The organism is Klebsiella sp. HMSC16C06 (assembly GCF_001808325.1).
In the GTDB taxonomy this organism is placed as follows: domain Bacteria; phylum Pseudomonadota; class Gammaproteobacteria; order Enterobacterales; family Enterobacteriaceae; genus Klebsiella; species Klebsiella variicola.
On sequence record NZ_KV793000.1, the window covers coordinates 49,278 to 62,349 of the forward strand.

The 13,072-nt window shown below is 52.3% G+C and carries 15 protein-coding genes; 10 read left to right on the forward strand and 5 right to left on the reverse strand.

Annotated features, from left to right (window positions below):
• The first annotated feature begins 91 nt into the window (after positions 1-91).
• The 5 genes from frdA (at position 92) to HMPREF3142_RS11545 (ending at position 4,032) form a co-directional block, all read left to right on the forward strand.
• Positions 92-1,882 carry a fumarate reductase (quinol) flavoprotein subunit gene (frdA, locus tag HMPREF3142_RS11525; RefSeq protein WP_008807207.1) on the forward strand — a complete coding sequence of 597 codons (1,791 nt, stop codon included), beginning with the start codon at positions 92-94 and terminating at the stop codon, positions 1,880-1,882.
• Positions 1,875-2,609, forward strand: coding sequence for a fumarate reductase iron-sulfur protein (gene frdB / locus HMPREF3142_RS11530; RefSeq protein ID WP_004177729.1), 735 nt, complete (start codon positions 1,875-1,877; stop codon positions 2,607-2,609). The genes frdA and frdB overlap by 8 nt, the downstream gene beginning before the upstream one ends.
• A 10-nt stretch (positions 2,610-2,619) precedes the next feature.
• On the forward strand, positions 2,620-3,015 hold the full coding sequence (frdC, locus tag HMPREF3142_RS11535) for a fumarate reductase subunit FrdC (protein WP_002885530.1): 396 nt from the start codon (positions 2,620-2,622) through the stop codon (positions 3,013-3,015).
• Positions 3,016-3,025: 10 nt separating this feature from the next.
• Entirely contained in the window at positions 3,026-3,385 is a 360-nt protein-coding gene (frdD, locus tag HMPREF3142_RS11540) for a fumarate reductase subunit FrdD (protein ID WP_002885526.1), read from the forward strand.
• A gap of 113 nt (positions 3,386-3,498) precedes the next feature.
• Positions 3,499-4,032 (forward strand): lipocalin family protein, encoded by a 534-nt coding sequence (locus tag HMPREF3142_RS11545; RefSeq protein WP_012969121.1) that lies wholly within the window; start codon positions 3,499-3,501, stop codon positions 4,030-4,032.
• On the opposite strand, the gene sugE is transcribed toward HMPREF3142_RS11545, so the two are convergent.
• The 4 genes from sugE to efp form a co-directional block, all read right to left on the reverse strand.
• On the reverse strand, positions 4,029-4,346 hold the full coding sequence (sugE, locus tag HMPREF3142_RS11550) for a quaternary ammonium compound efflux SMR transporter SugE (RefSeq protein WP_008807209.1): 318 nt from the start codon (positions 4,344-4,346) through the stop codon (positions 4,029-4,031). The genes HMPREF3142_RS11545 and sugE overlap by 4 nt on opposite strands.
• Before the next feature lie 142 nt (positions 4,347-4,488).
• Complete coding sequence (gene ecnB / locus HMPREF3142_RS11555) at positions 4,489-4,635, reverse strand: lipoprotein toxin entericidin B (RefSeq protein WP_004206423.1); 147 nt, start codon at positions 4,633-4,635, stop codon at positions 4,489-4,491.
• A 158-nt stretch (positions 4,636-4,793) separates the two neighbouring features.
• On the reverse strand, positions 4,794-4,925 hold the full coding sequence (locus tag HMPREF3142_RS11560) for an entericidin A/B family lipoprotein (RefSeq protein ID WP_002885511.1): 132 nt from the start codon (positions 4,923-4,925) through the stop codon (positions 4,794-4,796).
• A gap of 73 nt (positions 4,926-4,998) precedes the next feature.
• Complete coding sequence (gene efp / locus HMPREF3142_RS11565) at positions 4,999-5,565, reverse strand: elongation factor P (RefSeq protein WP_002885506.1); 567 nt, start codon at positions 5,563-5,565, stop codon at positions 4,999-5,001.
• Between the two features lie 41 nt (positions 5,566-5,606).
• Between efp and epmB the strand changes: the two genes are divergently transcribed.
• Entirely contained in the window at positions 5,607-6,635 is a 1,029-nt protein-coding gene (gene epmB, locus HMPREF3142_RS11570; protein ID WP_008807210.1) for an EF-P beta-lysylation protein EpmB, read from the forward strand.
• Between the two features lie 146 nt (positions 6,636-6,781).
• Here the strand turns inward: epmB and HMPREF3142_RS11575 are convergent, their stop codons facing one another.
• Positions 6,782-7,426, reverse strand: coding sequence for a winged helix-turn-helix domain-containing protein (locus HMPREF3142_RS11575; RefSeq protein ID WP_070612119.1), 645 nt, complete (start codon positions 7,424-7,426; stop codon positions 6,782-6,784).
• Positions 7,427-7,904: 478 nt separating this feature from the next.
• Here HMPREF3142_RS11575 and HMPREF3142_RS11580 point away from each other — a divergent pair, with 478 nt between their 5' ends.
• From HMPREF3142_RS11580 to HMPREF3142_RS11595, 4 genes are read left to right on the forward strand one after another with little or no spacing between them, the layout of a single operon-like run.
• On the forward strand, positions 7,905-8,468 hold the full coding sequence (locus HMPREF3142_RS11580) for a fimbrial protein (RefSeq protein ID WP_048267345.1): 564 nt from the start codon (positions 7,905-7,907) through the stop codon (positions 8,466-8,468).
• A gap of 57 nt (positions 8,469-8,525) precedes the next feature.
• On the forward strand, positions 8,526-9,212 hold the full coding sequence (locus tag HMPREF3142_RS11585) for a fimbrial biogenesis chaperone (RefSeq protein WP_048267344.1): 687 nt from the start codon (positions 8,526-8,528) through the stop codon (positions 9,210-9,212).
• Between the two features lie 34 nt (positions 9,213-9,246).
• Positions 9,247-11,790, forward strand: coding sequence for a fimbria/pilus outer membrane usher protein (locus HMPREF3142_RS11590; RefSeq protein ID WP_048267343.1), 2,544 nt, complete (start codon positions 9,247-9,249; stop codon positions 11,788-11,790).
• A gap of 23 nt (positions 11,791-11,813) precedes the next feature.
• Positions 11,814-12,830: a fimbrial protein gene (locus HMPREF3142_RS11595; RefSeq protein WP_048267342.1), complete on the forward strand. Its 1,017-nt coding sequence runs from the start codon at positions 11,814-11,816 to the stop codon at positions 12,828-12,830.
• The last annotated feature ends 242 nt before the right edge of the window (positions 12,831-13,072 follow it).

Sequence of the window (13,072 nt, forward strand, 5' to 3'; positions counted from 1 at the left end):
GACCCTACGGCTATACTCCTGTACCTATAAAGGAGCAGTGATACTTTTTCGCCAGCCCGGCGGCGAAATACACTAAAACTGGAGGAATGTCGTGCAAACTTTTCAAGCCGATCTCGCCGTAATTGGTGCTGGCGGAGCAGGCCTACGCGCCGCTATCGCCGCCGCCCAGGCCAACCCCAATGCCAAAATCGCCCTGATTTCTAAAGTCTATCCGATGCGCAGCCATACGGTCGCTGCAGAAGGGGGGTCCGCAGCCGTTGCCCAGGATCACGATAGCTTTGAGTATCATTTTCACGACACCGTCGCCGGAGGCGACTGGCTGTGCGAGCAGGATGTCGTCGACTATTTCGTTCATCACTGCCCAACGGAAATGACCCAGCTGGAACAGTGGGGATGCCCGTGGAGCCGCCGCCCCGACGGCAGCGTCAACGTCCGGCGCTTCGGTGGGATGAAAATCGAACGCACCTGGTTTGCCGCCGATAAAACCGGCTTCCACATGCTGCATACTCTCTTCCAGACCTCCCTTCAGTTTCCCCAAATTCAGCGCTTTGATGAACATTTCGTCCTTGACCTGCTGGTCGATGACGGGCAGGCCCGCGGCCTGGTGGCGATGAATATGATGGAAGGCACCCTGGTGCAGATCCGCGCTAACGCGGTCGTGCTGGCTACCGGCGGCGCCGGGCGCGTCTATCGTTACAACACCAACGGCGGCATCGTTACTGGTGATGGTATGGGTATGGCGCTGGGCCATGGCGTGCCGCTGCGCGATATGGAATTTGTTCAGTATCACCCGACCGGCCTGCCGGGCTCCGGGATCCTGATGACCGAAGGCTGCCGCGGTGAAGGCGGGATTCTGGTCAACAAAAACGGCTATCGCTACCTGCAGGATTACGGCATGGGCCCGGAAACCCCGCTCGGCGAACCGAAGAACAAATATATGGAGCTGGGTCCACGCGACAAAGTGTCCCAGGCCTTCTGGCACGAATGGCGGAAAGGGAACACCATCCCGACGCCGCGCGGCGACGTGGTCTACCTCGATCTCCGCCACCTCGGCGAGAAAAAACTGCTGGAGCGTCTGCCGTTTATCTGTGAACTGGCGAAAGCCTACGTCGGCGTCGACCCGGTGAAAGAGCCGATCCCGGTGCGCCCGACCGCGCACTACACCATGGGCGGTATCGAAACCGATCAGCAGTGCGAAACCCGGATCAAAGGGCTGTTTGCCGTGGGCGAATGCTCGTCCGTCGGTCTGCACGGCGCCAACCGTCTGGGTTCCAACTCGCTGGCCGAGCTGGTGGTCTTCGGCCGCCTGGCCGGGGAACAGGCTATGCAGCGCGCCGCACAGACGACTGAGGCAAATAGTGCCGCACTGGATGCACAGGCCGCCGATGTAGAGCAACGGCTGAAAAATCTCGTTAACCAGGAAGGTAACGAAAACTGGGCGAAAATCCGCGACGAAATGGGGCTGTCGATGGAGGAAGGCTGCGGCATCTACCGTACGCCGGAGCTGATGCAGAAAACTATCGATAAGCTGGCTGAGCTGCAGGAGCGCTTCAAGCGCGTGCGCATTACCGACAACTCCAGCGTGTTCAACACCGACCTGCTGTACACCATTGAACTGGGACACGGCCTGAACGTTGCCGAATGTATGGCGCACTCGGCCATCGCCCGAAAAGAATCGCGCGGTGCGCACCAGCGTCTGGATGAGGGCTGTACCGAGCGCGACGACGTCAACTTCCTCAAGCACACCCTCGCCTTCCGCGAGGCCGATGGCACCACCCGTCTGGAATATGGCGACGTGAAGATCACCACGCTGCCACCGGCAAAACGTGTCTATGGCGCCGAAGCGGAAGCGGCTGAGAAGAAGGAGACCACCCATGGCTGAGATGAAAAACCTGAAAGTCGAAGTGGTGCGCTACAACCCGGAGGTCGACACCGCACCGCATAGCGCATTCTATGACGTGCCCTATGATGAGCAGACCTCGCTGCTGGACGCCCTGGGCTACATCAAAGACAACCTGGCGCCAGACCTGAGCTACCGCTGGTCCTGCCGGATGGCGATCTGCGGCTCCTGCGGCATGATGGTCAACAAGGTGCCGAAGCTGGCCTGCAAAACGTTCCTGCGCGATTACACCAAAGGCATCAAAGTTGAGGCGCTGGCCAACTTCCCGATCGAACGCGATCTGGTGGTGGATATGACCCACTTTATCGAAAGTCTGGAGGCCATTAAGCCGTATATCATCGGCAATAACCGCACGCCGGACCAGGGGCCAAACAAGCAGACGCCAGCCCAGATGGCCAAATACCATCAGTTCTCCGGCTGCATCAACTGCGGGCTGTGCTATGCCGCCTGCCCGCAGTTCGGCCTGAATCCGGAATTTATCGGCCCGGCGGCGATCACCCTCGCCCACCGCTACAACGAAGACAGCCGCGACCACGGCAAAAAGGAACGTATGGCGCAGCTTAACGGCCAGAACGGCGTCTGGACCTGTACTTTCGTGGGCTACTGCTCGGAAGTGTGTCCGAAGCACGTCGACCCGGCGGCCGCGATCCAGCAGGGCAAGGTGGAAAGCTCGAAAGACTTTCTTATCGCCACCCTGAAACCACGCTAAGGAGTGCATTATGACGACGAAACGCAAACCCTACGTGCGGCCAATGACCTCCACCTGGTGGAAAAAGCTGCCGTTTTATCGCTTCTACATGGTGCGGGAAGGGACAGCGGTACCGACAGTATGGTTTAGCATTGTGCTGATTTACGGGCTGTTTGCCCTCAAGCACGGCGCCGAAAGCTGGGCGGGATATATCGGATTCCTGCAAAACCCGGTGGTGGTGATCCTCAATCTGATTACCCTGGCGGCGGCGCTGCTGCACACCAAAACCTGGTTTGAGCTGGCGCCGAAAGCCGCCAACGTCATCATCAAAGGCGAAAAAATGGGGCCAGAGCCGGTCATTAAAGGGCTCTGGGTGGTAACGGCGGTGGTCACTGTGGTGATCCTGTTTGTGGCCCTGTTCTGGTAAGGAGGCTGAGATGATTAATCCCAATCCGAAACGTTCCGATGAACCCGTATTCTGGGGGCTGTTTGGCGCAGGCGGCATGTGGGGCGCGATCGTCGCGCCGGTGATGGTGCTGCTGGTCGGCATCTTGCTGCCGCTGGGGCTCGCCCCGGCAGACGCCTTCAGCTATGAGCGCGTGCTGGCTTTTGCCCAAAGCTTTATCGGCCGCGCATTCATCTTTCTGATGATTGTTCTGCCGCTGTGGTGCGGTCTACACCGTATTCACCACGCCATGCACGACCTGAAAATCCATGTACCCAACGGTAAGTGGGTCTTCTACGGCCTGGCGGCAATCCTCAGCGTCATCACCCTCGTTGGCGTACTGTTTATCTGATCCTGCAAGAGCCCGGTCGCATTTCTGCTACCGGGCTCGCTTCATGTAAAAATCTTGCCGCCTTTTCCCTGCTGGACTCTACACTTAGCTTAAAAGCCAGCAAGGAGCATGCCATGCGTATCCTGCCGATAATCACCGCGATTGCCGTCTCGTTCCTGTCTGTCGCCTGCAGCACGCCCACCCCGCCGCCGGGCATCACCGTGGTCAGTCCCTTCGACGTTCAGCGCTATCTGGGTACCTGGTATGAAATCGCCCGCTTTGACCACCCTTTTGAAAGCGGTCTGGAAAAGGTCACGATCGCCTGGCACCCACGCGATGACGGCGGCCTGGACGTGGTCAATAAAGGCTATAACCCCGACCGCGGTATGTGGCAGAAAACGGACGGAGTGGCGTACTTTACCGGGGAGCCCAGCCGCGCCGCGTTGAAGATCTCCTTCTTCGGCCCTTTCTACGGCAGCTATAACGTCATTGCGCTGGATAAGGAGTATCGTTACGCGCTGGTCTGCGGACCCGATCGCGACTATCTCTGGTTACTGGCGCGGGCACCCACCATCGCTCCGGAGGTCAGGCAGCAGATGCTGGATATTGCTACCCGGCAGGGCTTTGATGTCAGCAAACTGATCTGGGTCAATCAGCGCTACAACTAGTGCGCGCTAATCTTCAGGCCAATGATGCCGACCACGATGCAGGCGAGACTGGCGATACGCATAGCGCTGGCGGATTCACCCAACAGCACAATACCGGTCACGGCGGCGCCCACAGCGCCGATTCCGGTCCAGACGGCGTAAGCAGTTCCCACCGGCAGGGTTTTCATCGCCCACGAAAGCAGCGCCATGCTGACGACCATCGCCACGATGGTGATGACGCTGGGAACCAGCCGGCTAAAGCCATGGGTATATTTCAGGCCGACGGCCCATACCACTTCCAGCAGACCAGCGATAAATAAGACTATCCAGGACATAAGGCTCCTTTGCTGGGGCCGTCCCCGGATGAGAAACGCTTACGGGTCGTCCCGTAAGGTGGATGAAAAGTCGCAGTGAGTATATCCAACAGGATGGGGGAAGTGAAGAACGGTACGGCGTAAAACCGTACCGTCGACGGCGTTATTGCTGAGCTTTGGTTGCCGCACCAGAGATTGCGCTGCCGCCTTCTGAAATATCCTGACCCACTCCGCGCGTAGTGTTACAAGCAGTCAGTGCTGAAGAGAGGACCAAAACCGTAAAGAACGCTGCAATCGTTTTTTTCACCATAATGTCATCCTTAGTGTCAGTTTTGTTTTCATGCCCTATAAGCATAGACAAACCGTCCACAGATGAAGGGATCTTTGCGATTTTTAAGAGAAAAGGAATATTCGTGGAGGAAGCTGGCGCGCCAGGAGGCAACCGCCACTAGCAAAACGGAAGGAAATTTAGCTCACGGCGTGAGAGATGGCGTGGCCCAGGCCCTGAATATCTTCACCCACTCCGCGGGCGGTGTTGCAGCCAGCCAGTAACGCGCTGCTCAGAAACAGTAACACCAGAAGTTTTACGCTGCGCTTCATGTCTCGTGTTCGTCGTACCTGTGCGTAAAGAGCGGCGCAGCACGGAGGCTGCGCCAGTCATCATGACGCGAAATTATTTCACACGGGATACGTATTCGCCAGAGCGAGTATCCACTTTGATCACTTCGCCAATCTGGACGAACAGCGGAACTTTAACCACGGCGCCAGTAGACAGGGTCGCTGGTTTACCGCCGGTACCCGCGGTGTCGCCTTTCAGACCTGGATCGGTTTCAATGATTTCCAGCTCAACGAAGTTCGGCGGGGTGACCGCGATCGGTTGGCCGTTCCACAGGGTCACGATGCACTCAGCCTGATCCAGCAGCCATTTAGCGTTGTCACCGATCGCTTTCGCGTCAGCAGACAGCTGTTCGAAAGTTTCGTTGTTCATGAAGTGCCAGAACTCACCGTCGTTGTACAGGTAAGTCAGGTTCATATCGACAACGTCCGCGCCTTCTGCCGAATCGGTAGATTTGAAGGTTTTCTCAACACGGGTGCCAGTCAGCAGGCGGCGCAGTTTAACGCGCGCAAACGCCTGGCCTTTACCTGGTTTAACGAATTCGCTGGCTTCTACCGCATAAGGTTCGCCATCTAACATGATTTTAAGACCAGCACGAAAATCGTTGCTATAGTAAGTCGCCATAAGGCCCTCTGAAATTGTTTAACTGGTAGCTAAGCCACAAAATGGCGCATATTGTAACCCTAAATACCCCATCCAGAGAAGATTGGATAACGCAACTTGCCAATGTTGTGACCAGTCCTGATGAACTGCTGCGTCTTTTAAATGTAGACGCTGATGAAAAACTGCTGGCCGGACGCGAGGCCAGACGCCTGTTCCCGCTGCGCGTCCCGCGCGCGTTTATCGCCCGCATGGAGAAAGGCAACCCTAACGATCCGCTGCTTCGTCAGGTACTTACCGCCGAGGAAGAGTTTATCGTCGCCCCCGGATACTCCACCGATCCGCTGGAAGAACAGCACAGCGTGGTGCCCGGCTTGTTGCACAAATATCACAACCGGGCACTGCTACTGGTGAAAGGCGGTTGTGCGGTAAATTGTCGTTACTGCTTCCGCCGCCACTTCCCATACGCCGAAAATCAGGGCACCAGGCGCAACTGGCAGACGGCAATGGACTACATCGCAGCGCATCCGCAGCTTGATGAAATCATCTTCTCCGGCGGCGACCCGCTGATGGCAAAGGACCATGAGCTTGACTGGCTGATGACCCAGCTGGAAGCTATTCCGCACGTTAAGCGTCTGCGTATTCACAGCCGCCTGCCAATTGTGATCCCGGCGCGCATCACCGAGACGCTGGCCAGCCGCTTCCAGCGTTCGTCGCTGCAGGTGATCCTGGTTAACCACGTCAACCACGCCAATGAAATTGACGATGAGTTCCGCGCGGCGATGGCCATGCTGCGTCAGGCGGGCGTCACGTTGCTCAACCAGAGCGTGCTGCTGCGCGGGGTGAACGACAACGCGCAAACCCTGGCCGACCTCAGCAATGCGCTGTTTGACGCCGGGGTAATGCCCTACTACCTGCACGTGCTGGATCGGGTACAAGGGGCGGCGCACTTCATGGTTAGCGATGATGAAGCCCGTGAAATCATGCGTGAACTATTGACCCTCATCTCCGGCTATATGGTGCCGAAGCTGGCGCGCGAGATCGGCGGGGAACCCAGCAAGACGCCGCTGGATTTAGGGCTGAAGCAGCGATAAACGTCAGATTCACTTGTCTGCCAGGACGGTCTGGCAGACAAACCATGTGAAGCCATTTCTTGCCAGAGGATTAGGTAACCAGCTATCAGCTATCAGCTATCAGCTATCAGCTATCGCATTACGTGATAACCCCCTATTGCGACAAGCTAACGGTGAAGCACCACCAGCACCACGATATTAATCACAATCATCACTACAATCAGCGCGATTAACCAGGTGGGCATTTTAAAAGTTACCTGTAATCGTTCCGATTGTTTTCCTGGTATCTCCACTTTATTCTCTATCAACTCATTGCCCTGAATCGCTAAGCTTTCTGTTAATGGAATAACTACGTGATCGTCAGAATGACCTTTGCTCTCGGCAGTAACGTCGGCAACCTTATTATTTTGATAATGCGTTAATGTCGCCCGATTCATATTCTCGCACTCTTCATCAGAGAGAGGGATGATCAGGGTATCTGGCGCGACGCTAAACCCTTTTTGCCTGACGGTGATAATGATATCCGCCGACAGCCCCGCTTTGAGCAATGATTTTCGCAGCAAAGAGATATTTTGATAAAACGTATTTTGTGAAACCACCACCCCTCTATTTTCCCAGACAGCAGCCAGAAATTCATCACGCGAAATCACTTTGCCGCTATTTTGCAAAAGTAAAAGTAAGCATCTGGCGGTAGGTGCATTCAGGGTGACACACTCTCCATCACCAGAAAGCGGCCGTAATTCATTCATATTGGCATTAAAGACAATCTCATGATTAATCATACACCCATTAAATAATACAGCGTCATCCATATCCCTGCCCCACGAAACACCGTTATCCATAATTAAATTAAATACAATCAGCCAACCTATATCATAAACATGATCCTCTTCAAAAAGAGGAAAGCGCAGTTCATATTGACTGTCATTGCACAGGATACAGCACATAAAGAGACATGCGACAGTTATCTCGTTTAGCCCCCGCATTTTCAGATTAAATTCATCTAAAATAGAAGTCGCATATCCACATAATATAAAAGCATTAAATTCACGGGCATTTCATAAAGAATTCACAAGCATTTTTTGCACCACAATCTTAAATTACTCCGGCTTCCCCATGGTTCGCTATGGCAAGCGATATTGTAGTGTCGTTCAACAGGATGATAGGTTCAGCACTATATAAAGGAATGCTGATGCTTATTTTCAATATCAATAGGAATACATACTCCATTCTTTTGATAACTGTTATCGATTCTATACAGGACTAAGTATCTATATATGGATTAATTAAATGAAAAAAACAATCGTAGCTGTAATGGTCGCTGCATCTGCAGTGCTGAGTGCTCAGGCAATGGCAACTAACACCGCTCAGGTAACTGTACTGGGTGAAGTATCTGATGCATCTAACTCTTGCGTCGTGACTCCGACTGGTACCCTGAACAACGGTATCGTACAGCTGATCACTGTAACCACCACCGAAGCGAATGCTGAAGCGGCAGGTACTCTGTTCAAAACTCAGGACTTCGGTTTTGACGTGAAAGACTGCGCCCAGGGCAGCGCCACACCGGTTACCGGCGTGACCGTAAATGTTAGTGGCACTACCAGCAGCGATGCAACCATTCTGGACAACACCGCTGCTAACGGTGCCGCAGGTATCGGTATCGGTATCAAGCGCGTCAGCGACTCCCATCGCGTAGCATTCGACGGTTCTGACACTATGTCTGAAACCTACTCTGCAACCGACGGTACTAAGCTGAAATACACCACTGGCTATGTAAGAACCAACGCTGCTACCGTGGTTACTGAAGGCCCGGTTAAAGGTGTCGCAACCTTTACTATCGATTACACCCTCTAATACTTTCCCGAAGGGTTCCGCTTTACGGCGGGCCCTTTTTGCATTCAGAGAAAAGCCATGTTCAGGACCTTATTAAATCTCACCGCCTCCTGCGCATTACTCCTCAGCAGTATTGCCCACGCCGGTATTGTAATTGAATCCACCCGCTATCTTTATAAAGAAGGTGCGCGTGAAATTACCGCCCAAATCGAAAATAAAGACGATATCCCCTATCTCATTAAATCCTGGGTTGAAGCTCCGGCAGGGAAAGCGCCCCCTTTTATGGCCACTCCGCCACTGTTCCGCCTTGAAGGGAAGCAACAGAATACGGTTCGTCTGTTTTCTAACGGAAACGTCAATGCACCGGCCGACCGGGAATCCATGTACTATTTTAACGTGATGGCGATCCCCCCAGCAGATGACGCCAAAGCGAATAACAACACTATTCAACTGGCGGTCCGCCATCGTATGCGGCTGGTCTACCGTCCCAAAGCGCTTTTCGATCTCACTCCGAATACGGAAGCAAAAAAGCTCGAATGGCGTAAAGCTGGCACTAAACTGACGATCAAAAATCCGACACCCTTTTTCTACTATTTCCATAGCATTCAGATCGGCGGCAAAGAAGTGAAACCGGAAGTCAACTCGGTCGCTCCAATGACGACCAAAGAAGTGACGTTAAAAGAAAATATTAACGCTTCCAGTATTACCTGGAAAGTGGTCAATGATTATGGCGGAGCAGGGTCGCTCTACTCCTCATCGCTGTAATAAAAATTTATTTTATCATTATAGGGATGTGTCTATGCCAAATAAGAATAATGGATTATTCAAACTATCCACCGTCTTTATCGCAATGCTTCCTGCATTGCTTTCTGGTTTGAATAATAAAGCGCAAGCACGTGATTTTTTCGATCCCTCATTCATTAGTTCATTGAATGGTAGCGATCCATCAACCACTCCCGACTTATCCATTTTTCAAACCCAGAATGCGCAGGCGCCAGGAGATTATCGGGTCGATATCATGTTTAACGGCCGCTACCTGGATACCCGGACGATGAAGTTTGTCGCCAATAGTCGCGCTACCGGCGATAACCGCGAGCCTGCGCTCACTCCTTGCCTAAGTCTAAAAACGTTAGCGGAGTATGGTGTACGCGTTAAAGCGTTTCCTGAACTGGTCGAGGACAAAAACGGTTGCGCAAATTTTACTGTCATCCCGGATACCAAAGCGGATTTTGACTTCACCGCACAACGTTTAAATATTTCTATCCCACAGGCGGCGCTATCCACTACTGCCCAAGGGTATATTCCACCGGATCAGTTTGATGACGGCATTAACGCTTTACTGGTGAACTATCAGTTCAGCGGCTCGAACGACATGCAGGCTAATGATGAATACTACAGCCTGAACCTGCAGTCTGGTCTCAACGTTGGCCCATGGCGCATCCGTAACCTCAGCACCTGGAATAAAAATAATAGCGATGCCGGGGACTGGGATTCGGCCTATCTCTATATGCAGCGCAGTATTCGCTCCATCAACAGTAACCTGGTCATGGGTGAGAGCTCATCGCTCAACGGTATCTTCGACAGTGTGCCGTTTACCGGCATACAGCTGGCGACCGATACGTCGATGCTCCCGGAAAGTATGCGCGGCTATGCGCCAATCATTCGCGGTATCGCCAGAACAAATGCCCGCGTCATCATTAAACAAAACGGCTATCAGGTATACCAGACCTACGTCGCTCCGGGGGCATTTGAAATCACCGATATGTACCCAAGCGGTGGTAGCGGCGATTTGTACGTCACTGTAGAAGAGTCGGATGGTTCCAAACAAGAGTTTGTCGTGCCGTTCGCCACGCTGCCGGTAATGGTGCGTGAAGATCAGCTGGAGTATGAGATCACGTCAGGTAAATATCGTCCTTACGATGGAAGCGTGGATGAGACTCCCTTTACGCAGGCCACCGCCACCTATGGCGTCTCCAGTAGCCTGACGGTGTATGGCGGCGTACAGGCTGCTTCGCGCTACCAGGCGTTGTCATCAGGTCTTGGCTATAACCTTGGCGAGCTTGGGGCAGCCTCAGCAGACGTCACCCAGGCCTGGTCGAAAAAGAAAGAGGATGAAAAGACCTCCGGACAGTCCTGGCGTGTACGTTACGGGAAAAACATTGTTGAAACCGGTACGAACGTCACCATCGCCGGTTACCGCTATTCTACTCGCGGTTTTCATACCCTTTCTGAGGTCCTGGATAGCTACTCTAATGACGGTTACTACACTTCACGCTCGCTACGCAACCGCACCAACCTGACGCTTAACCAAAGCCTGGGTAAAGGGCTGGGTAGCCTGTCGATAAGCGGATTAATCGAAGATTACTGGGATGATAAGCGCACCAACAAGTCGATTAGCGTAGGGTACAACGGCGGTTTCCGGAATGTGAACTACTACCTCGGCTATAGCTATAACCGCTACACATGGAGCGGGGATAACTCTGGTAAAGATGCACAGGACGATCAGCGCATCACGCTGACCGTAACGCTGCCACTAAGCAACTGGCTACCGGGCACTTACACCAGCTATCAATTAACCAACAGCAACCCGGGTTCCACGGATCAGTCCGTTTCTATCGGCGGCGTTGGGCTGGATAACGACAGCCTGGAATGGAGCCTGCAGCAGGGGTATAGCAACCGGGAATACTACAGCGGCGATATGCGCGCTACCTATAACGGTGCGCGCGGCAGCGTCAATGCCGGTTACAGCTACGATCGTGGTAGCGAGCGCATTGACTACGGCGCCAACGGCAGCATCGTCGCCCATGCTGACGGTATCACGCTTGGTCAGGATATTACCGACGCCGCCGTATTAGTTAAAGCACCAGGACTGGATAACGTGAAACTGACTAACGATAACACGATTTCCACTGACTATCGCGGCTACGCCATCGTCCCGTACGTTACACCTTACCGTCGTACCGACATCACCCTCGACAGCACTTCACTGGGTGAAGATATGGAGCTTCCAGAAACTACGCAAAGCGTCGTGCCGACCCGCGGTGCCATCGTGCGTGCCAATTATGACGGCAATATCGGCCAGCGTGCATTCGTACACCTGAAAACCGCCAATGGCCAGGACGTGCCTTATGGCGCAATGGTGCTGCTCGCCGGAGAGAGCAAATCGCAGCCAAGCATCGTCAGCGATGCCGGGATGGTCTATATGTCTGGCCTGCAAGAGACCGGGATCCTTAACGTCCAGTGGGGCAAAAGCGCAGCGCAGCAATGTAACGCTTCATTTACTTTACCGGCCAGGGAAGGCAAAGCGTCTGGCATCAGTCAAATCGAAACGGTTTGTCGCTAATATTGACCAAGGAACAATAAAGAATGAGAAAAATACTTCTTTTTTTATCCCTACTATGCTGTTGTAGCGTGGTAATTGCCAAATGCGATTATTCTGGTTCCGCTGGACAAGCAATGTTTAACATAAGTCCTAAAATCGCAACAGACCCAACAATTCCGGTGGGTACAGTCCTCTATACTAAAAAAGTCGGTACCGGACATTATAAAACATTTGAGTGCAGCAAAATAATGGGAGACCAGTATATTGTTGAATCAACAGCGCCGGAAGTTACCGGCGTCACGGGTATAAGGGGCAAACCGGTCTATGAAACCGGCATAGATGGAATTGGCTTTCAGTTTTCAGATCTTCTGAGCAGCAAAAATGGTTCTATTAATCCTGCTGTTGCTCAATCTACAATCGTACCTATTTTAGAATCGAATGAAGATTATAAATTCATGACGGTATGGTTAATTAAAACAAAGCAGGTCATCGATACATCCGGCACCAGTACAAACCCGGTATTTAAATTCTCAGCAGGTAACTTAAGCACCAACCCAAGGGCAGCAGACCGCCTTTTGTTGACAGCAACCCTGAAGTTCAAGACTATTTCATATAAAGAGACCTCTTGCGATATTTCAGTATCAGGGCCAAGCCAAATCACCCTGAATAAAATTGAAAAAAATACTTTAATGTCCATTTCTCGAGGAGGTACAACTCCCTCACAAAAAACCATCAAAATGGATGTGACTTGCCCACAAGGTTCAGTTGGCAACAAGCTTTACTACTGGTTTAACCCTGTTAATGGCACCAGTTCTGCCGGGGATGGGATCATCGATAACATGATAACTGGAACCGAAGCCGCAAATAACGTTGGCGTTATCTTCAAAATTGACAACAAGCCTATAATATTTTACGACGCCGAAACTTATAGCTTCGCTAAGGCACAGGCATCACAAAACTTTACCTTCACCGCCGACTATTATCGCATGAGTGACAATAGCGCTGAAGTCTCTTCCGGTCATGTAAAAGCTATGCTTGAAGTTGTCATACAGGAAGAGTAAAAGTATAACCTCCATACCCCTACAAAAGGTGGATAATGATATCCACCTTTTTTATTTTTATGTCAACAACCAAAAAAATGTCATATATGAATGCAAGAATAAATCAATATATCTGCAGCACATCGATAATAGCTGCGTGCCACCACCTGCTGAATTAGTTACTGTTTTATGAACCTATAAATAGTTTAGATTTGATTCACTATTAAGCTCTAATTTCATCAACAATTCATATTTAGTTGAGT

Excerpts from the sequence above, each read along its gene's own strand:
- sugE (WP_008807209.1), bottom strand. The coding sequence starts at position 4,346 with ATGTCCTGGATAGTCTTATTTATCGCTGGTCTGCTGGAAGTGGTATGG.
- epmB (WP_008807210.1), top strand. The coding sequence starts at position 5,607 with ATGGCGCATATTGTAACCCTAAATACCCCATCCAGAGAAGATTGGATA.
- frdB (WP_004177729.1), top strand. The coding sequence starts at position 1,875 with ATGGCTGAGATGAAAAACCTGAAAGTCGAAGTGGTGCGCTACAACCCG.
- frdD (WP_002885526.1), top strand. The coding sequence starts at position 3,026 with ATGATTAATCCCAATCCGAAACGTTCCGATGAACCCGTATTCTGGGGG.
- frdC (WP_002885530.1), top strand. The coding sequence starts at position 2,620 with ATGACGACGAAACGCAAACCCTACGTGCGGCCAATGACCTCCACCTGG.
- HMPREF3142_RS11595 (WP_048267342.1), top strand. The coding sequence starts at position 11,814 with ATGAGAAAAATACTTCTTTTTTTATCCCTACTATGCTGTTGTAGCGTG.
- HMPREF3142_RS11585 (WP_048267344.1), top strand. The coding sequence starts at position 8,526 with ATGTTCAGGACCTTATTAAATCTCACCGCCTCCTGCGCATTACTCCTC.
- HMPREF3142_RS11580 (WP_048267345.1), top strand. The coding sequence starts at position 7,905 with ATGAAAAAAACAATCGTAGCTGTAATGGTCGCTGCATCTGCAGTGCTG.
- HMPREF3142_RS11560 (WP_002885511.1), bottom strand. The coding sequence starts at position 4,925 with ATGAAGCGCAGCGTAAAACTTCTGGTGTTACTGTTTCTGAGCAGCGCG.
- efp (WP_002885506.1), bottom strand. The coding sequence starts at position 5,565 with ATGGCGACTTACTATAGCAACGATTTTCGTGCTGGTCTTAAAATCATG.
- HMPREF3142_RS11545 (WP_012969121.1), top strand. The coding sequence starts at position 3,499 with ATGCGTATCCTGCCGATAATCACCGCGATTGCCGTCTCGTTCCTGTCT.
- HMPREF3142_RS11590 (WP_048267343.1), top strand. The coding sequence starts at position 9,247 with ATGCCAAATAAGAATAATGGATTATTCAAACTATCCACCGTCTTTATC.
- ecnB (WP_004206423.1), bottom strand. The coding sequence starts at position 4,635 with ATGGTGAAAAAAACGATTGCAGCGTTCTTTACGGTTTTGGTCCTCTCT.
- HMPREF3142_RS11575 (WP_070612119.1), bottom strand. The coding sequence starts at position 7,426 with ATGGATGACGCTGTATTATTTAATGGGTGTATGATTAATCATGAGATT.